Here is a 17,832-nt window from a genome sequence, read left to right as displayed (position 1 = left end):
CGACATCGTTCGTCGATTGGTGGTATGCGACCAGACATCGTCGTTCTCAGCACAGGTGGAACCATTGCGAGTACGTCGGGAGACGGTGGTGCGACACCACAAAAACGCGGTGCTGAACTCGTCGAAGCGGTCCCTGAACTCGAAAACTACGCGAATCTCACTGTCGAAGAAGTCGCCCAGCGGCCGAGTTTCGACATGGACTTCGAGACCATCACTGCCCTTCGTGAGGCAGTGGTCGATGCTGTCGACGCGGGTGCAGCTGGAATCGTCGTCACCCATGGGACGGATACGATGGAAGAATCAGCCTACGCACTCGACCTCACGCTCGACGTCGACGCACCCGTCGTGTTCACGGGAGCACAACGGCGTCCCGACGAGATTAGTTCGGACGGACCCGCAAACCTCCTCACAGCGGTCAGATTCGCGGCACACGAACAACTCACCGGTGTCGACGGCGTCTACATCGCGTTCGACGAGGAACTCCACGCCGCCAGAGACGTGACGAAGCAGCACACCAGTAAATTGGATACGTTCGGTTCGCCTGACAAGGGACCGGTTGCCGTGACGACTCGTGACGGTGTGCGGTTCTTCCGGGCGCCCGGCAGTCGGTCGGTGGACATCCCAGTGACAGAGCCAGCAGCATCCGTCGAGATGGTCAAGTCAGGTGTTGGGGTCGGCGCTGAACAGGTCGAGCGTGCCGTCGATGCAGGCGTCGATGGCCTCGTCGTCGAGGGGACCGGTCTCGGAAACGTCACCTCAGCACTCGGGGATACCATTGCAGACGCTATCGATGCCGGCGTCACCGTCGTCGTGACGTCTCGGTGTGGGGCAGGCTCCGTCAGCGGCGTCTACGGTACTGGCGGGGGTGGAGCGACACTCGCGAAGCACGGGGTCGTGTCTGGTGGAGACTTACCAGCACAGAAAGCACGCTTGAAACTCGTGTACGCACTGAGTGTCGTCGACGACGACGAATCCGTGCGTGAATTCTTCGAAGCGTAGAGCGGAGCCGTATGCCTCCTCGGCGACAGCTATTTGCTGTTTCCTGTGGTGTGTGTTCACATGTCTCGATTGGCGGGCAAAGTCGCTCTCGTGACGGGAGCGAGTTCTGGAATCGGTAATGCAATCGCAGCAACGTTCGGACGAGAAGGAGCGAGTGTCGTCGTCGCTGACGTCAGGCGGGACCCCAAACTCGATACGGAGCGGTCGGTGTTCGACAAACTCGACGAAGTCGGGGCCGACTACACGTTCGTGGAGATGGATGTAACCGACCCCGAGCAGATTCAGTCTGCAATCGACACCACCGTCTCGGAGTTCGGTGGCCTCGATATCCTCGTCAACAACGCGGGTATCTATTACCAGTACACCGTCGACGAGACCCCGCTGGACGAATGGGACGAAATCATGGACGTGAACCTCAGAGGACTGTTCCTCTGCTGTAAGCTGGCACTCCCACACCTCCGGGAGAGCGACAACGGGAAAATTATCAATCTCTCGTCGATTCTGGGCCTCGTCGGAGCTGGAAACAGCGGGGCATACTGTGCGTCGAAGGGTGCAGTATCCAACCTCACACGGCAGATGGCACTCGACTACGCTGCAGAAGAGATCAACGTGAACGCACTGGCCCCCGGTATCATCGAGACCGCCCAGAACGCAGAGTGGCGTGAGAACGACCCCGAGCTACTGGCGGACTGGCAAGCGTCGACCCCGTGGCCACGTTTCGGTCAACCCGAAGACATCGCCGATGCCGCACTCTTCCTCGCGAGCGACGAGAGCAACTTCGTCACCGGTCACATTCTGAGTGTCGACGGCGGGTGGACGGCCCGGTAACCACCATGACGCTCACACTCACCATCGGCGACGAGTCCTACACCATGACGTTGCTCGAAGACGAAGCCCCCGAGTCTGTCCGGGTACTTCGCTCTCTCCTTCCACTCGAGTCGGAGCTAATGCACGTCCGCTGGAGCGGGTACGCGGTCTGGGTGAACATCGACGACGAAGACCTCGGCGATGTTCCTCGAGAGAACCACACAGTCTATCCATCTCGCGGTGACGTACTCCTGTACCCCGGGTATCGGAACGAACAGGAGATACTCATCGCATGTGGGCCCACGTGTTTCAAGAGTCCGGCCGGTGAACTCGCCGGAAATCACGTGGGAATGCTCGATGCCACCCGCGAAGAGCTCGCAGCGCTCGAAGTGCGGACCTTACGCGACGGAGTGCAGAAAATAACCATCACCGAGTGACGGCGATGGAGTGAAAAATCGACTTTTAGCTTGGGAGATTAGCTGTTCCGTCCACGGAAGACGAGAATGCCAGCGATGGCGATGAGAAGCGTCGAGGCAATCGTCGTGATGCTTCCCAGTGCGAACAGGTCGGGGGTTGCCCGAGTCGCCGATGCGATAGAGAAGACCTCCAGCGGCATCGTGTTCTCGTTCCCCAGCAAGAGGAGACTACGCGTCGCTTCGTTGTACGAGAGCGTGAACGCGAACACGGCGGCGCCGAGCACTGTCGGTGCGATTTGTGGAAGGATAATCTGCCGGAGCACCGTGATGTTGTCGGCACCCATCACGCGTGCGGCCTCCTCGTTCTCTGCGAGGTTCGGTGGGAACCCCGCGAGCAAGACGATAACCGCGAACGGAAGCGTCCACACCACGTGCACGGGGACGGCCAACCAGAGACTTTTGCTGAGCCCGAGCAGCTCGTTCAAGAACAGGGTCGCACCGACACCGTAGGTGATTCCCGGCGTAATGATACCGATGATGAGCAGGAACAACAGCCCACGCTGTCCCCAGAAGTCATAGCGGTACGCGAGCGCCGCTGCCGTTCCCAGAATCGTCGTAATGATCATCACCACGACTGCGAGTTGCAGTGACCGTCCAACCGCCTCGACCATCGCGTCCGTCGCTAAGAGTTCAGAGTACCATCTGGTGGTGAACTCGACGAACGGGAACGTGAGCCCCCCAGAGTTGAACGAGAACGCGATGATGGAGATAATCGGGAGGTAGATGTACAGCGCTGCAAGAGCAAAGTACGCGATGAGGACGTGCTTTATGTTGATTCGTTCGACGAACGAAGCGAGGCCAGACCCCTGGGTTGCCTCGCTCGTCCGCGCGGCTTTTGTTGACATCTAACACGGAGAAGACCGTCCACCACTATAAATCCTCAGTTCCAGCAGCCTCGATTCGTGACAATACTTAGTGCATTGCATCACCACCGTCGGGGCTCAGTGTCTGCCCAGTGTAGTACGCACTGTCGTCGCTCGCGAGGAAGACTGCCGTCGGAACGACGTCTTCGACACGACCAAGACGCCCCATCGGGAGTTCGGCCTCTTTCGCAGCACGCCACTCCTCAGAGAGGTCACCGAGCAAGTCCGTCTCGATGGGGCCGGGCGCGATGGCGTTCACCCGTACTGTCGGTGATATCTCACGGGCCAGCGCTCGAGTGAACGTAATGACCCCTCCTTTCGCTGCCGAGTAGTGGACCAGTTCCGTCGCACCCTTGATACCCAGTTGCGATGCGACGTTGACGATGCTTCCTCGCCCGGCGTCGAGCATCCCAGGGAGGAAAAATCGCGTCACGAGAAACACCCCACGTAGGTCCACGGCCATCACTTCGTCCCACATCTCGACCGGCATCTCGGCGAGAGGTGATTGTGTGACGATGCCTGCATTGTTGACGAGTACGTCGGCCGGACCGTGTGCCGACTCGAACGTCTCGACCATCGCTCTGACACTCGCTTCATCGCTCACGTCTCCTTCGAGAGCGAATGCGTCACCTCCCGCCGCACGGATTTCGTCGACGACAGTAGCGGCTTTTTCAGCCTCTGTCGAATTCGGCGGGTGGTTGACCGCGACTGTCGCCCCCGCTTCGGCTAACCCCTTCGCGATACCGCGTCCAATTCCACTGCTTGCTCCCGTCACTACCGCTGTTTTTCCGTCGAGTGACTCCATGCGTGAGAGACACACCCATTTCGCAAAAGTGTTCACTCCCTCTTTCGGCCCCTCACGCATCGTTCGCACCGTTGAAAGAGTTATATCGCCATTCGTTGAACTCTACTGGTATGTCTTCGGACAAGCGTGCGACGTACGAACGGGCGAGTATGGACACCCGAGTCGGATACGGGGCACATCCAGCACTGCTAGTCGTCGATTTGCAGAAGGGGTTCACTGACCCCGAAAATCCACTTGGTGGTGACTTGACTGCGGTTATCGAGCGAACCAACCGATTGCTCGAAGCCGCCCACGACAACGACGTGCCGGTGGTGTTCACACGCATTATCACCAGCCACGAGACTGGTGCCGATTACGGCATCTGGATGAAGAAGATTCCCCGACTCGATACACTTGCAGCCGGAACCAAGTGGGTCGAAATCGACGACAGACTCGACGTCGCCGACACCGACCACATCCTCGACAAGCGGCAAGCAAGCGGCTTCCACGGTACAGAACTCTCGTCGATGCTCGTCGCGTGGGGAGTCGATACACTCGTCGTCACGGGCTGTACGACAAGTGGGTGCATCCGCGCATCTGTCGTCGATGCCTGTGCGAACGGCTACCGGACAATCGTTCCCGAAGAAGCGGTCGGTGACCGAGCGATCGAGCCACACGAGTCGAATTTGTTCGACATGAACGCGAAGTACGCAGACGTTCGTCCCGTCGACGAAGTCGTCTCGTACCTCACTGAACAGTGACAGGGGAACCCCGCTGAGGGGTCGTTATTTAGCAGTCTTGTACGCTGCGAACGTGTCGATGACTTCCTCGACGTTCGGGCCGAGAGAGTACAGAGACGGTTCCGTACAGCCAGCGTCACAGTAATCACTGACTTTCTGCACACAGTCTTCAGGAGTGCCCGCTGCCACGATGTTCGTGACGACTTCGTCCGAAACGAGACGACTCGCCCGTTCGATATCTTCGGCCGAGGCAGGCCAGCCACCGAGTTCTTGTTCGACCTGTTCGCCGATTTCGGGGTCGATGCCACAGTTCTCACGGATGTGTGGTTGTTGGCCGATGTACTGTGTAACCAGCCCACGAGCGTTGTCGATGGCGACGTCTCGGTCTTCGTCCATCGAGACGGCGATTAACTGTGGACGGTCCACGTCGTCGATGTGTCCACCCTGTTTTTCGACACCCTTCGTCAGCGCTTTCATCGCCTGTTCGTTGTGTGATGGCGGAATCAGGTAGTTCATGTAGACGCCGTCGATGACTCCTTTTCCGACGAGTTCGCCAGACATCTTGTTCATCGTCAGCCCCGTCGCGCCGATGTAGATTGGAACCTGTCGTGGTCCCGCGTCCGACCGCACGAGGTCTAATTCGATATCGTCGACCGAGATGAACTGCCCGTCGTACGTGACGTTTTCGAGGTCGAGCAAGCGACGAAGGACCGTACAGTACTCCCACATGTACCGAAGTGGGTTCTGTCGGTCGATGCCGACTTTCGACGCCAACGGGTCCCACCACGCGCCGATACCGAGCATCGCCCGGCCATCGGAGAGTTCGTGCAGGGTCGAGAACGTCTGCGCCATCAGCGCGACGTTACGTGTGTAGCAGTTGGTCACGCCGGGGGCGAACTTGATTCGGTCCGTCACCTGTGAGTAGGCTCCCATGACGGTCATCGCGTCTCGAACGAGACGTGACTCACCCTGCCAGACCGTGTCGAATCCTTTCTCTTCGGCGTACTGTGCGTATCGAATCTCGTCGCGAATGTCTGGCCGTTCCCAGTTCCAGATACCGAGTCGGTCGAATTCGGGGTCGCTCATTGCGCATCACCGCCTGCGAGAGTCACCGCAGCGTTCGCAAGTGTCGACGCCGCCGCGTAGCAGTCGTCCCAACTCGTATATTCGGATTCGTTGTGGCTCTTCCCGTTCTCACTCGGGGCGAACACCATCCCCGTATCACAGACACTGTGCATGTGCGTGGCGTCGTGACCTGCACCGCTGAAGATACGCATGCTGTCTAACTCGAGGGCATCTGCTGCCGATTGGACCGCATCGACACACTGGTCAGCAAATTCGACTGCAGGCGCACGCATCCGCTCTTCCCACTCCCAGTCGATTCCTTCGCGTTCTGCCGCCCATTCCGCCTCCTGAAGGACGCGCTGATACGCCTCTTCGATGACGTCGTCGCTTGGGTCGCGGAATCCCCACGTGAACGTCACCTCGTCGGGGATGATGTTGATGGAGTTCGGCTTCACGTCGACGTAGCCAGTCGTCCCGACGGTCCGCTCACCGAGCGTGCTCGGAATCCGTCGAATCTGGGTGATGACATCCGCAGCCGCGACGAGTGCGTCCTTCCGGTAATGCATCGGCGTCGGGCCTGAGTGGTCGGCCTCCCCGTAGAAGGTTACTGCACCCCACGTGAAGCCGACGATTCCGGTGACGACGCCGACCTCTTTTCCGTTCTCTTCGAGGTACGGCCCCTGTTCGACGTGTAGTTCGAGGTACGCTTCGTACGCTTCTTGTGGCTCTGCTGGGACGTCGCCTCTGTACCCAATTCGGTCCAGTTCCTCTTCGAACACCTTTCCGTCAGCGTCCGTCTTCGCGTACTCTTCTTCCAGCGAGTGGGCTCCTGCCCAGACACCGCTTCCCTGCATCGCCGGTTGGAATCGAGACCCCTCTTCGTTGGTCCAGTTGACGATTTCGACGGGGTGGGTCGTCTCGACGTCTTCGTCGTTGAGAGTCCTGATGAGTTCGAGCGCACCGATGACACCCAGAGCACCGTCGTATATCCCCCCATATGGCTGTGAGTCGAGGTGTGACCCGACGAGAACTGGCTTGGCATCGGGGTCGGTTCCCTCGCGTCGACCGAACATGTTGCCGAATTCGTCGATTCGGATGTCGAGGCCCTCCTCTTCCATCTGCACTGCGAACCAATCACGAATCTCCTTGTCGTCGTCAGACAGGGTGAGGCGGTGAAGGCCGCCACCGTCGGTGGCACCGATTTCGGCCTGCTCTTTCATCGTCGCCACGAACCGCTCTCTATCTAACCGGATTGTCATACTAGACTGTGTCCGAAATGATAGATAAATCTTTGTCTCAGTTTACCACGGGTGTCACTAACAGGCATGAGGTTCAGAAGCAAAAACGGTCGACGAAACGGTGAGCGAACTGGTCCGCGCAGTTACTTCCCGAGGATATCGGTGTCGAGGTCGATGCCATCGACGACACTCGTCCGTTCGAGAATGATAGTGTTCTCGGTGTCCCATCCAACCGTGACGCGGTCTTCGTCGACTTCGAGATAGTCTTCTGACTTCAGTTGAATCTCTTCTTCACCCTCGTCCGTCTCGGCGAACAGGATGACCTGCGTCCCACTGCCGGACTGGTAGATGACGTCTTCGACGCGACATTCGAGCGTGTTATCGGTGTCTCCACCGAGTTTGACGAACTGCGGACGCACCGCAAAGGGCATTCGCTTGCCGACGATGTCGGCGGGTGGCGAGTGAAGATTTGCGGTCGAAACGGTGAACTCGCCGAACGAGGTCTGCACTGTCGCGACCGATTCGTCCTCGGAGAGACCGACGATTTCACCGTCGAACATGTTCGAATCGCCGACGAACGCCGCAACGAAGGCAGTGTTCGGTTCGTTGTAGACCTCTTCGACAGGTGCGCTGTGTTCGATTTTTCCACCGTTCATCACGATGACCTGGTCTGCGAGGCGCATCGCTTGCGTCTGGTCGTGCGTCACGTAGACGAACGTCGTGTCGAGTTCGCGGTGGATGCGAAGGAGTTCGCGCTCCATTCGCTTTTGGAGTTTGTAGTCCATGTCCCCGAGCGGTTCGTCCAGCAACAGGAGTTTCGGCTCTAACACGAGACTCCGTGCCAGTGCGACCCGCTGTTTCTGCCCAGAAGACAGTTCTTTCGGCGGTCGCGCCCGGAGTTCGTGGAGCTGCATCATCTCGAGGACGTTCTCGAGACGTTCGTCGATAACGTCCTTTGGAAGGTCCATCCGCTTGAGCCCGTAGATGATGTTCTCTTCGACCGTCAGGTGGGGGAACAGCTGGAAGTCCTGGAACACGAGACCGATATCACGCTCGTAGGTTGGCGCGTGCGTGATGTCTTTTCCGTCGAGGATGACTTTCCCTTCTGTTGGGGGAATCTTTCCGACGAGTGAGTGCAGCGTCGTCGACTTACCACAACCGGATGGACCGATGATGACACAGAAGTCGCCGGCTTTTATCTGGAAGTCGATATCGTCGACTGCGAGGGTGCCATCGGGGTAGATTTTGGTGAGTCCCTCGACCTTGAGCACGTTCTCTCGGTCGTCGATGGTGGCTTGCTGTTTCGGTTCAGTCTTGTCGTCGAGGTTTGCGTTAGACATGATTACACCTCCATGAGGTCGTCGACAGTCACAGTCTCGACCACACTGAGGGTATCGTAGGCGACGCCCTCGTCTGCGTTCCAGCCAATTCTCGTCCGGTTCCCGAACGCTTCGAGCGGAACGTTCCCACTGACGACGACCTGGAAGTCCTCGGCGTCACCGTCGAGTCTCACTGTGAATTCGGTCCGCTCCCCGGTGTAGGTCCGCCCTTGGACTGTCGCCGGCAGGTCGTTGTCCAGTTCAGCAGTCCCCTGACCGATGGTTATGTCCTCAGGTCTGACGAGTATCATAACTTCCGTCCCCACGTCCGGAGTATCGCCGCGTGGCTTTGCGACGATTTCGCCGACTGGCGTGTCGACACGAACGTTCGCACCGTCGGTACCGACGACCTCGCCTAAAAGCGGGTCTGAGTCACCGATGAATCGACCGACGAACGCTGTCGCAGGGTTCTGATACACCTCGTCTGGTGTCCCAATCTGCTCGATCATTCCCTGATTGATGACCACGAGTTTGTCGGCGAGTTTGAGCGCTTGGTCTTGATTGTGGGTGACGTAAACGAACGTGCTTCCGAGCGTCTCGTGGATTCGTCGAATCTCGAGCTCCATCCGCTTTTGAAGTTTGTAGTCGAGGTCAGCTAGTGGGTCGTCGAGGAGCATGATGTCACACCCACGGACGAGGTTTCGTGCGAGTTCGACCCGTTGTTGCTGCCCACCACTGAGTTCCGAAGGGAGAGTGTCTTTCGTCTCCGTGATGGCGAGCAACTCCAGCGATTCGTCGATCTTCTGCTGGATTGCGTCGTCGCTGAAGTTTTCTTCAGACTGGCGAAGGCCAAACGCGACGTTCTCACCGACGGTCATATGCGGGAACAGACGTTCCTCGAAGTCCTGAAATACGTAGCCGAGGTCTCGCTTTTCGACTGGGATACTACCGACGCTCGCCCCATCAATCAGTACCTCCCCTCTGTCGAAGGAGACGAGACCAGCGATACACTTGAGGAGGGTCGACTTTCCACTCCCACTCGGTCCGACAATGACACAGAGTTCCGAGGGTTCGATCGAGAAATCTACCCCTTTGAGAACTTGTTCGTTGGAAAATGACTTTTCGAGTGAGACGATAGATATGGCATTCTCACTCATGTTTACGGCACCCATGGTAGTCGAATCGATAACAGCGAATTTAATACTTTTGGGGCGATTGCAGCAGTGCTCCAAAAGGGAATTCCGGTACTACACCAACCCTTCCGCCCATTTTCGGCAGTTTAGTTGGTTCTAAGAACAGTTATGTTTGGATTCAGTCACCCCAACTTTAGCACCGTACACGGAACCGACAGGCCAAGGAGAATCTCCTGACTGGTACTTCCCATGAGCGCTTTTCCGGTCGGTGACCGCCTTCGCCCGCCGATGAAGACGTGGTCGATATCGTGTTCCTCCACGTACGAGACCACCTCAGTTCCGGGGTTTCCAACGACACCAGCGATCGTCAACTCGAGACCGGCGTCCCGAACGATATGCGCTGCGTCTCTGACCTGCGAGTTTCGTTTCGCGATGTCAGTGGGGTCTGCGGAGTCGTAACTGAACTCTTCCAGTCGTTTTTCGAACTCACCTTTCGGGTACACACGTAACAAGGTGATGTCAGCGCCAACAGCAGATGCAATTTCCACGGCGTGTTCGGTTACTTCCTCGACGTGCATCCGTTTCTCACCGATTGCAATGAGAATGTGTTCAATCATGTGCTTGCTCAAATTCTTCGACGAACGGTATCATAAGTGTGTGCCCGAAAAATGATGGCAAACACAGGGTGTGCAGAGTGGTACAGCCTCTCGTATGACCTACATCAGGTCTTTCTTGAACGTGTAGCAGTAGCGGTCGTACCCTGTATGTTCCTCGTAGAACCGGTGTGCATCGTCTCTCCAGAGACCCGAGGCGAGTTCGAGGACAGCACAGTCGTGGTCCCTTGCCCAGTCTTCGACGAACGTGAGGAGCCGTCGACCATGTCCCTCCGAACGTCGGTCCTCGCGAGTGACGAGGTCGTACACCCACGCGTGTTTTCCGTGATAGAGGGTAGTCGACATTCGGACGCCAGCGACAGCGAGGATTTCGTCATCCTCGAAGAGAGCGAACAGACGGTAGCCCTCTCCTGCCATCGTCCGAAGATACTGGAGGTACGTCTCCTCGTCGACAGGGCGTAGTTCAGAGAGGACGGGATACGCATCCATCCACTCCGCTTCGTTCGTGAGTTCGGCCACGTGGGTCTCGGACATGTGATTCGCCACACCAACTGACACAGGGGGTAGTAATAAAGAGGACCGCAGAACGACCGTGGTGGTCAGAGTTGGTCGAAGCGGTGGTTAGAGTCGGTCGAGGAGGTCGGCCTTCTTCGACTCGAACTCTTCGTCGGTGAGAGCACCACGGTCACGCAGAGCAGCGAGTCGTTCGAGGGCGTCGAGCACCTCACCAGACTTCCCGACGCGGTCACCACTGGCTGCCGATTCCTCCACCTGCTTTTCTGCAAACTCGACAGCAGCTTTGCATTCTTCGACCGACGTCGCCGACGGGTACGCGACGTAACTGACGCCTGCTGTCTCGACCTGAAGCCGAATGTTCTGGCCGACCGTCTGGATGGTCACCGCACGGATGGTTTCGTACGGTGTGGTTCGTGTGTCGAGTCGGTCAGGATACTGAACGACGAAGTGGACGGCACGGTCTGTGAAGAGCGTGTACGTCGACCCGTCTCGACCCGCCATCTTTCGCGCCGGTTCGTCTCCAGTTACGATGTCGAGCATCGTCCCTTCGAGAAGATACTGTGGGAGTTCGTCCGTGTCGAGAATATCTCTGAGCGTAGTCGAACCCGTACCAGTCACCGCTGCGAGCCCCTCCGGCGTGACCGACGCACCCTCCGCTTGGTCGGCAAGGGTCGACAACTCGTCTCCGTCGTCAGAAAGCGTCCCGTCACGCCGTTCGATGTCGGTCATTGATTCATGAGAGGATACCGACATAGTTGGTTCTTTCGCGTGTGTGAGTCACCGATTGGTTGGGAAATAGACGACTGTGTGTGCCTATTTTGATAGAAACAGATAAATCGTAGAAAGGGAATGATTCCATGGGTATGCATAGCAATAGCAATAGTGGTAATGGAATCCGTGTCGGTGTTGACGTTGGTGGTACGAATACAGACGTCATCCTCGTCGCAGGGGACGACGAATATATTTTCAAGACACCCTCGACCGACGACCCGTCCGTCTCGACCGTCACTGGCATCACTGAAGTATGTAAAATTGCAGATATCGAGCCGTCGGAAGTGGACCAAATTCTCCACGGGACAACCGTGGCAACGAACGCACTCATCGAGAACGAAGGTGCAAAGACAGGTCTATTGACGACGAAAGGATTCCGCGACGTCCTCCACATTGGACGACACCGCAAGCCACACAGTTTCTCTCTCCAGCAGACCATCCCGTGGCAAGAGAATCCAATCGTCAAACGACGACACCGGAAGGAAGTAACAGAACGAATCCATCCACCCGGGGAGGTTATCACCCCACTCGACGAGGACGAAGTCCTGCAGGCGACAGAAGAACTCGTAAACGACGGCATCGAATCTATCGCAGTCTGTTATCTTCACTCGTACCTCAACCGTGACCACGAAAACCGAACGAAAGAGCTGATTCTCGAACACTATCCGGACATTCACGTCTCGACGTCGAGCGACGTCGTGGCCCAGTTCCGAGAATTCGAGCGGTTTACGACGACGGCGATCAACGCACGCCTCGAGCCCGTGATGTCTACGTACCTCAACCGTCTCCAAGAACGCCTCGCAGAGGAAGGGTTCGACGCCGAGGTTCTCATTATGCAGTCGAACGGGGGGATGGCGAGTGTACAAAACGTCGCTGAGAAGCCGGTGACGACGCTCGTCTCTGGGCCTGCTGCAGGCGTTCTCTCTGCTGAGTTCGAAGGGAACAACGTCGGTCAACCGAACCTCATTATGTTGGACATGGGCGGAACGAGCGCCGACATCTCAGTTATCCCCGGCCGTGTCCTCGAACGCGACCCCCGTGACAGTACTGTCGGTGGCTACCCAACGATTTCGCCGATGCTCGACATCGCGACGATTGGTGCGGGTGGCGGGTCTATCGCCTGGTTCGACGGTGCAATGGGATTCAACGTCGGTCCGAAGAGTGCCGGCGCAAACCCCGGGCCAGCCTGTTACGCACGAGGGAACGACCAACCGACGACGACCGACGCACAAGTCGTTCTGGGTCGAATCGACCCCCAGACGTTCCTCGGTGGAAACCTTGACCTCGACCCAAGCCTCTCGCGAGACGCGCTTCAGACACAACTCTGCGACCGCGCCGAGCAAGCCCGATTCGAGACACCCGAACGGGCCGCCCTCGCCACACTCGAAGTGGCGAACACGAACATGTATCGCGCCATCCGCGAACAGACTGTCCAACGCGGGTACGACCCACGTGAGTACACGATTGTCGCGTTCGGAGGTGCCGGTCCGATGCACGCCGCAAGCATCGCCGACGAACTCGAAGTCGGTACCGTGCTCATCCCACCATCTCCCGGTATCGCCTCAGCACGAGGACTTCTGACGGGGAACGTCAAGTACGACTACCAACAGACGGTGAGTAGCCCACTCGACGAAGTCGACGGGAACTACATCGACGAGGCATTCGACGAACTGGTCGCTCGTGGTCGTGCCCAACTCGAGCGAGACGAAATCGACGAATCGCAGTGGACGTTCCGTCAGTCTGTCGATTGTCTGTACGAGGGACAGGGCTACGAGTTGAACGTCGACTTCGACGGCACCGATGGCGACTGGCACGCGCGAGTCCGCGAACGATTCGAGGAGAAACACGAGACAGAGTACGGCCACTACTTCGAGAAGGACCCGGTCGAACTTCTCAACCTGCGTGTGACGGCCGTCGGCGACATCCAATCCTACGTCCCGGCGACGCTCGACGAGGGTGACGAAGACCCCTCGGCGGCCCAGACGACCGAGGCGACCGTGTACTTCGGTACGTCCGACGCACCGGCAGAGATGACTGTCTCGAGATTTGACCGCGAACAACTGAAGGTTGGAAACGTAATCTCCGGCCCGGCCATCGTCGACGAGTTCGACAGCACGGTGGTCGTACATCCCGGTTGGACGGCAACTGTGCTGGCCAACGGGTCCATCGAACTGCAGAAGGGAGACTGATATGAGTACTGAAAGCCACGATAGCGACGACAGCACGTACGAACCGAGCGCAGCGGACATCCTCCGCGAGCGAGATATCGACCCGGTGACGATGCAAGTCATCGGCGGAGAACTCGACACCATCGCCCAGGAGATGGCCTACAAACTCATCCGGTCGTCGTACTCCTCGATTATCCGAGAGAGCGAAGACATGGGTGCAGGCATCTTCACGACCGACTGCCGCGAACTCTGTGAGAGTGACTCCACACCGATGCACGTCGGGTCACTCATCGGGTATCTCGACGGGATGTACAAAACGTTCGAAGAGCGCGGCATCGAACGAGAAGACGCAATCAAAGAGGGTGACGTATTCATCCACAACCACCCACACTACGGAGCGAGTCACTCACCCGACATCGCGGTTGCGGTGCCCATCTTCTACAACGGAGAACACATCGCGTGGGCGGCCAACACTGCGCACCACCTCGACATCGGGTCTGCGACACCCGGACTTGCCATCGACCTCGAAGACATGTACGCAGAGGGAAGCCTCTTCCGTGCGACCAAAGTGTACGACGAGGGCGAGCGGGTAGACGAGATATGGAACTTCATCCAAGACAACGTTCGAACGCCACGTGAGGTCATCGGCGACCTCCAAGCCCAGATTTCCTCGTGTAACGTCGGAAAAGACCGATATCTCGCACTCGTCGAGAAGTACGGTCTCGAAGAGATTCAGCAGGCGGGCGAGGCGCTCATGGACTACGCCGAGGCGCTCCTCCGCAACGAGATTCGGAAGATTCCCGACGGAACGTACTACGCAGAAGACTACCTCGACGACGACGGCCGCAACCGTGGGAAGCGTCTGAAAATCGCAGTCGAGGTGACCGTCGATGGGAGCGACATCACCGTCGACATGAGCAAGTCGGCCGACCAGACGCCAACCGGATACAACATCCCGTTCCACGGGTCGACAGACGTCTGTATCTACTTCACGATTCGGTCGATACTGATGGATACGTTCGTCCGCGACGAGTATCTCCCACAGAACTCCGGGACGTTCGAACCGGTACACCCGAAAGCGAGACCGGGCTGTATGTTCAACCCGACGCCACCAACGTCGGCGTTCGCTCGCATCAACCAAGTGGACAAGATGAGTGACCTCATCATCCAGGCGCTCGCCGAAGCGATTCCCGACAAAGTGTGCGCCGGCACGTGCGGACAGGTGTACTTCGTCAGTTACGGTGGAACGAACGACGAAGGCGAGTACTGGGTGTACCTCGAAGTGAACGAAGGGTCGTACGGCGGACGACCGGCCGCCGACGGACTCGACGCCGTCGATGCACTCGTCCACAACACGAAGAACCGGCCAGTCGAAGACATCGAACTCTCACATCCGATGCGTGTCGAGCACTACAGTCTCCGAGAGGACGGCCACGGCGCCGGCAGACACCGTGGAGGACACGGTATCGTCCGTGAGTCGACCTTCCTGACGAACGCGGTGATGACGATGGAAGGAGACGGAAACACCTACCGTCCACACGGTCTGTTCGGCGGTGGCGAGGGGACACACGGTGACCTCAAGCACATCAAAGCAAACGGAGAAGTCATCGACCTCAACTCGAAAGAGTCCGGGTACAAATTCGAAGCAGGCGACAGAGTTCTCATCAAAACGGCGAGTGGCGGTGGCTACGGTGACCCACACGAACGACCCTCTGAACAGGTCTACGAAGACTACCTCGATGGACTCGTCTCTGTCGAAGAAGCCCGAGAAAACTACGGTGTCGTCATCGAAGACGGTGAACTCGACGTGGGAGCAACCGCAGAGCTCCGGTCTGCCTGAACCGTCGATTCCGTCGGTACTCATCGCTCGCTTCGACCGGTAGCCCCACCATGTGAATATTTGACACAATCTTTTTGTTAACTGCTAGCACACCTACTGTTGCGTCGAACTCGCAGTACCAACGACGCGTCCCAACGAATCGCGATACAACCAGCGACGCCCGGCCTCGCGCCGGGCACCGTGCCACAGAAGCACACAACGTTTTATCGACTCACTCCGAACTGAGTTCGTATGTCATCTCCGCCGAGAGTACACGCAGAGCAACCAGAGCGAACGCTCGCCGCGTTCGTTGCAGACCTGACGTTCGACGACGTTCCACCCGACGCTGTCGAGACAATCGAACGGGCATTCGTCGACACAGTGGGCGTCACATTGGCTGGGGTTCGTGCCGACGCAGGAGTCCGCGCCGCCAGCGTTGCCACGTCACTCACCCCGACTGCTGACGGAGTGTCTGTGCTCGGGACGGGTGAGACGGCATCACTCACCGATGCCACACTCGCAAACGGCACCGCTGGTCACGCACTCGACTTCGACGACCTCTCGTGGGCCATGGACGGACACCCGAGTGTCCCACTCGTCGCCCCAATTCTCGCATTGGCTGAGCATCTCGACTCCTCTGGGGAGGACGTCATCACTGCCTTCGCCGCTGGGTTCGAGACCGAGTGTTACGTCGCCGAACCGGTCAGTCCGACCCACTACGAACGCGGGTGGCACCCGACAGCGACGTTCGGGACGTTTGGTGCGACAGCGGCAGCCGCGACGCTGCTCGACCTGGACGTCGGTGAGACCCAAGTCGCACTCGGCATCGCCGCATCGATGCCGTCTGGGCTAAAGCGGAACTTCGGGACGATGACGAAACCACTCCACGCTGGACTCGCCGGTCGGTCAGGCATCACAGCGGCGCTCCTCGCCGCAGAGGGGTTCACTGCCGAAGAGACTGCCATTAGCGGCCCTCGTGGGTTTTGGGACCTCTACGCGGACGGAGCAGAACGGCGTGCAGACCCACCGGGCGACCCGTGGCGACTCGTCGAGACGGGCATCAGCATCAAGGCGTATCCGTGCTGTTATTTCACGCATACCTCCATCGCTGCCGTCGAAACGCTCGTCGAAGCACACAGTATCTCTCACGAGGACATCGACCGAATCGAGGTGGTCACGTCACGAGGCGCGGGCGACGCGCTCGTCTATCCAGAACCGAAGAGTGGGCTCGAAGGGAAGTTCTCGATGGAGTACGCCGTCGCGTGTGCCGCCACTCGTGACAGGGTCGACCTCGACGCGTTCACCGACGACGCCCTCGACGACGCGGCAGTCCAACGCGTTCGTGCGCTGGTGTCGTTCGAGGTGGACGAATCGCTCCCCTACAAATCGAATCGAACGAACGTTCGTCTCACCACGACTGACGGAACGACGGTCGAAGAGACACAGTCGATTCCACCGGGAACGCCGGAGACGCCGCTCTCGGAAGCAGAACTCAGAGCGAAGTTCGTCGACTGTGCGACCCGTTCTGTCTCGACGTCGGTGGCGGAGACGACGTTCGAACGGTTGTTGTCACTTCGTGACGAGGAGAGCGTTCGAGACGTACTCGCACCGCTCTGAACGGGGAGACTGCAAAGAATTGAATGCTCGGTCGGCGGTTCTCGTCGTCGTGTCCGTGCTCAGTTGCTGTCGCGGAACTCGTTGGCGACATCGTCCATCAACTTGAACTCGACGTCGGGTTTCGTCATCATGTGCTGAATCAACTTTTCGAGTCGCATGATGCGGTGGGCCTGTCCGATGACTTGTGGGTGCATCGTCAGGATGAACACGCCGTTGTCGACGTTTTCGTACATCCAGTCGAACTGGTCGTACCACCGCTGGAAGATCGAGTCTTCACTGACGTAGCCCATGCGGTGCGGGCGCGCCCAGGTGAACGTAAACGGTGGCCAGTCGTCGCGCTGCCAGGAGACGGGGAGTTCGACGATATCAGTTGGTTCACCGCGGTCGTATGGTCCGTCTTCTGGGGCACTCCACCCGCCGTACGCCCAATGCGGCGTGAAGTCGGATGCCATCTTACTGGAGTCCCACTGGATACCGATGTCCTGGAGGATATCCAGTGTGTGCTCCGAAAAGTCCCAGGCCGGGGAGCGGTAGCCGGTCGGCTTTCGACCAGTTAGGTCGACGATACAGTCGACAGCGCGTTCGACGTCTGCTCGCTCGTCTTCTTCACTCTCGAACGTCGCAGGACCCGTGTGACTCCACCCGTGGTGTTGGATGTCGTAGCCACGGTCCCACACCTCAGCAGAAATCTCCGGGAAGCTGTCGATCGTGTGCCCGGGAACGAACCAGGTCGCGGGGACGTCGTACTTGTCGTGTAAATCGAGGAGGCGCGGGGCGCCGACTTCTGCGCCGTACACACCACGAGAGTGTCTCGTTGGCATGTCCCACGAACCATAGGACCACAACCACGTCGATACTGCGTCGAAATCGTACGATAGACATACGGTAGCCTGTGCCATAGTA

The 17,832-nt window shown here is 58.4% G+C and carries 17 protein-coding genes; 7 read left to right on the top strand and 10 right to left on the bottom strand.

The features are described from left to right. Window positions 1-24: 24 nt before the first annotated feature. Genes GJR98_RS15500 through GJR98_RS15490 form a run of 3 tightly spaced genes read left to right on the top strand, consistent with a single transcriptional unit; the run spans window position 25 to window position 2,243 of the window. Complete coding sequence (locus GJR98_RS15500) at window positions 25-999, top strand: asparaginase (RefSeq protein WP_151139636.1); 975 nt, start codon at window positions 25-27, stop codon at window positions 997-999. Window positions 1,000-1,059: 60 nt separating this feature from the next. Beyond that, entirely contained in the window at window positions 1,060-1,827 is a 768-nt protein-coding gene (locus GJR98_RS15495) for an SDR family NAD(P)-dependent oxidoreductase (RefSeq protein ID WP_151139635.1), read from the top strand. 5 nt (window positions 1,828-1,832) lie between these two features. After that, window positions 1,833-2,243, top strand: a complete 411-nt coding sequence (locus GJR98_RS15490; protein WP_151139634.1) for a DUF3830 family protein — start codon at window positions 1,833-1,835, stop codon at window positions 2,241-2,243. Between the two features lie 38 nt (window positions 2,244-2,281). Here GJR98_RS15490 and GJR98_RS15485 read toward each other — a convergent pair whose 3' ends face one another. Both GJR98_RS15485 and GJR98_RS15480 read right to left on the bottom strand, forming a co-directional pair. Next, window positions 2,282-3,127 carry an ABC transporter permease gene (locus tag GJR98_RS15485; RefSeq protein WP_151139633.1) on the bottom strand — a complete coding sequence of 282 codons (846 nt, stop codon included), beginning with the start codon at window positions 3,125-3,127 and terminating at the stop codon, window positions 2,282-2,284. A gap of 67 nt (window positions 3,128-3,194) precedes the next feature. Continuing rightward, window positions 3,195-3,950: an SDR family NAD(P)-dependent oxidoreductase gene (locus tag GJR98_RS15480; protein WP_151139632.1), complete on the bottom strand. Its 756-nt coding sequence runs from the start codon at window positions 3,948-3,950 to the stop codon at window positions 3,195-3,197. A gap of 110 nt (window positions 3,951-4,060) precedes the next feature. Between GJR98_RS15480 and GJR98_RS15475 the strand changes: the two genes are divergently transcribed. Then, a complete protein-coding gene (locus GJR98_RS15475) occupies window positions 4,061-4,690 on the top strand; it encodes an isochorismatase family protein (protein ID WP_151139631.1) in 630 nt (209 codons plus the stop codon). A 24-nt stretch (window positions 4,691-4,714) separates the two neighbouring features. Here GJR98_RS15475 and GJR98_RS15470 read toward each other — a convergent pair whose 3' ends face one another. From GJR98_RS15470 to GJR98_RS15440, 7 genes are all read right to left on the bottom strand, one after another. Then, window positions 4,715-5,755 (bottom strand): LLM class flavin-dependent oxidoreductase, encoded by a 1,041-nt coding sequence (locus GJR98_RS15470; RefSeq protein WP_151139630.1) that lies wholly within the window; start codon window positions 5,753-5,755, stop codon window positions 4,715-4,717. Beyond that, window positions 5,752-6,993: a Zn-dependent hydrolase gene (locus GJR98_RS15465; protein WP_151139629.1), complete on the bottom strand. Its 1,242-nt coding sequence runs from the start codon at window positions 6,991-6,993 to the stop codon at window positions 5,752-5,754. The genes GJR98_RS15470 and GJR98_RS15465 overlap by 4 nt, the downstream gene beginning before the upstream one ends. 122 nt (window positions 6,994-7,115) lie before the next feature. Beyond that, window positions 7,116-8,312, bottom strand: coding sequence for an ABC transporter ATP-binding protein (locus GJR98_RS15460; protein ID WP_151139628.1), 1,197 nt, complete (start codon window positions 8,310-8,312; stop codon window positions 7,116-7,118). Between the two features lie 2 nt (window positions 8,313-8,314). Beyond that, on the bottom strand, window positions 8,315-9,463 hold the full coding sequence (locus tag GJR98_RS15455) for an ABC transporter ATP-binding protein (protein ID WP_228717200.1): 1,149 nt from the start codon (window positions 9,461-9,463) through the stop codon (window positions 8,315-8,317). A gap of 143 nt (window positions 9,464-9,606) precedes the next feature. Continuing rightward, window positions 9,607-10,041: a universal stress protein gene (locus tag GJR98_RS15450; RefSeq protein WP_151139626.1), complete on the bottom strand. Its 435-nt coding sequence runs from the start codon at window positions 10,039-10,041 to the stop codon at window positions 9,607-9,609. A gap of 99 nt (window positions 10,042-10,140) precedes the next feature. Next, window positions 10,141-10,572, bottom strand: a complete 432-nt coding sequence (locus GJR98_RS15445; RefSeq protein WP_151139625.1) for a GNAT family N-acetyltransferase — start codon at window positions 10,570-10,572, stop codon at window positions 10,141-10,143. An 87-nt stretch (window positions 10,573-10,659) separates the two neighbouring features. Beyond that, window positions 10,660-11,283, bottom strand: coding sequence for an SHOCT domain-containing protein (locus GJR98_RS15440; protein WP_225316438.1), 624 nt, complete (start codon window positions 11,281-11,283; stop codon window positions 10,660-10,662). 134 nt (window positions 11,284-11,417) lie between these two features. On the opposite strand from GJR98_RS15440, the gene GJR98_RS15435 reads away from it, so the two are divergent. The 3 genes from GJR98_RS15435 to GJR98_RS15425 all read left to right on the top strand — a co-directional run bounded on the left by GJR98_RS15435 (window position 11,418) and on the right by GJR98_RS15425 (window position 16,929). After that, window positions 11,418-13,514 carry a hydantoinase/oxoprolinase family protein gene (locus GJR98_RS15435; protein ID WP_151139623.1) on the top strand — a complete coding sequence of 699 codons (2,097 nt, stop codon included), beginning with the start codon at window positions 11,418-11,420 and terminating at the stop codon, window positions 13,512-13,514. 1 nt (window position 13,515) lies between these two features. Then, a complete protein-coding gene (locus GJR98_RS15430; RefSeq protein WP_151139622.1) occupies window positions 13,516-15,333 on the top strand; it encodes a hydantoinase B/oxoprolinase family protein in 1,818 nt (605 codons plus the stop codon). A gap of 231 nt (window positions 15,334-15,564) precedes the next feature. Continuing rightward, window positions 15,565-16,929: an MmgE/PrpD family protein gene (locus GJR98_RS15425; RefSeq protein ID WP_151139621.1), complete on the top strand. Its 1,365-nt coding sequence runs from the start codon at window positions 15,565-15,567 to the stop codon at window positions 16,927-16,929. Window positions 16,930-16,988: 59 nt separating this feature from the next. Here the strand turns inward: GJR98_RS15425 and GJR98_RS15420 are convergent, their stop codons facing one another. Further along, a complete protein-coding gene (locus GJR98_RS15420; RefSeq protein WP_151139620.1) occupies window positions 16,989-17,750 on the bottom strand; it encodes a polysaccharide deacetylase family protein in 762 nt (253 codons plus the stop codon). Window positions 17,751-17,832 lie beyond the last annotated feature (82 nt).

The organism is Haloferax marinisediminis (assembly GCF_009674585.1).
Taxonomy (GTDB): domain Archaea; phylum Halobacteriota; class Halobacteria; order Halobacteriales; family Haloferacaceae; genus Haloferax; species Haloferax marinisediminis.
This window is presented reverse-complemented; position numbering and strand designations above follow the sequence as displayed.

Bases quoted from the DNA above. Each gene is read 5' to 3' on its own strand.
- GJR98_RS15500 (WP_151139636.1), top strand. From the start codon at position 25: ATGCGACCAGACATCGTCGTTCTCAGCACAGGTGGAACCATTGCGAGT.
- GJR98_RS15495 (WP_151139635.1), top strand. From the start codon at position 1,060: ATGTCTCGATTGGCGGGCAAAGTCGCTCTCGTGACGGGAGCGAGTTCT.
- GJR98_RS15490 (WP_151139634.1), top strand. From the start codon at position 1,833: ATGACGCTCACACTCACCATCGGCGACGAGTCCTACACCATGACGTTG.
- GJR98_RS15485 (WP_151139633.1), bottom strand. From the start codon at position 3,127: ATGTCAACAAAAGCCGCGCGGACGAGCGAGGCAACCCAGGGGTCTGGC.
- GJR98_RS15480 (WP_151139632.1), bottom strand. From the start codon at position 3,950: ATGGAGTCACTCGACGGAAAAACAGCGGTAGTGACGGGAGCAAGCAGT.
- GJR98_RS15475 (WP_151139631.1), top strand. From the start codon at position 4,061: ATGTCTTCGGACAAGCGTGCGACGTACGAACGGGCGAGTATGGACACC.
- GJR98_RS15470 (WP_151139630.1), bottom strand. From the start codon at position 5,755: ATGAGCGACCCCGAATTCGACCGACTCGGTATCTGGAACTGGGAACGG.
- GJR98_RS15465 (WP_151139629.1), bottom strand. From the start codon at position 6,993: ATGACAATCCGGTTAGATAGAGAGCGGTTCGTGGCGACGATGAAAGAG.
- GJR98_RS15460 (WP_151139628.1), bottom strand. From the start codon at position 8,312: ATGTCTAACGCAAACCTCGACGACAAGACTGAACCGAAACAGCAAGCC.
- GJR98_RS15455 (WP_228717200.1), bottom strand. From the start codon at position 9,463: ATGGGTGCCGTAAACATGAGTGAGAATGCCATATCTATCGTCTCACTC.
- GJR98_RS15450 (WP_151139626.1), bottom strand. From the start codon at position 10,041: ATGATTGAACACATTCTCATTGCAATCGGTGAGAAACGGATGCACGTC.
- GJR98_RS15445 (WP_151139625.1), bottom strand. From the start codon at position 10,572: ATGTCCGAGACCCACGTGGCCGAACTCACGAACGAAGCGGAGTGGATG.
- GJR98_RS15440 (WP_225316438.1), bottom strand. From the start codon at position 11,283: ATGACCGACATCGAACGGCGTGACGGGACGCTTTCTGACGACGGAGAC.
- GJR98_RS15435 (WP_151139623.1), top strand. From the start codon at position 11,418: ATGCATAGCAATAGCAATAGTGGTAATGGAATCCGTGTCGGTGTTGAC.
- GJR98_RS15430 (WP_151139622.1), top strand. From the start codon at position 13,516: ATGAGTACTGAAAGCCACGATAGCGACGACAGCACGTACGAACCGAGC.
- GJR98_RS15425 (WP_151139621.1), top strand. From the start codon at position 15,565: ATGTCATCTCCGCCGAGAGTACACGCAGAGCAACCAGAGCGAACGCTC.
- GJR98_RS15420 (WP_151139620.1), bottom strand. From the start codon at position 17,750: ATGCCAACGAGACACTCTCGTGGTGTGTACGGCGCAGAAGTCGGCGCC.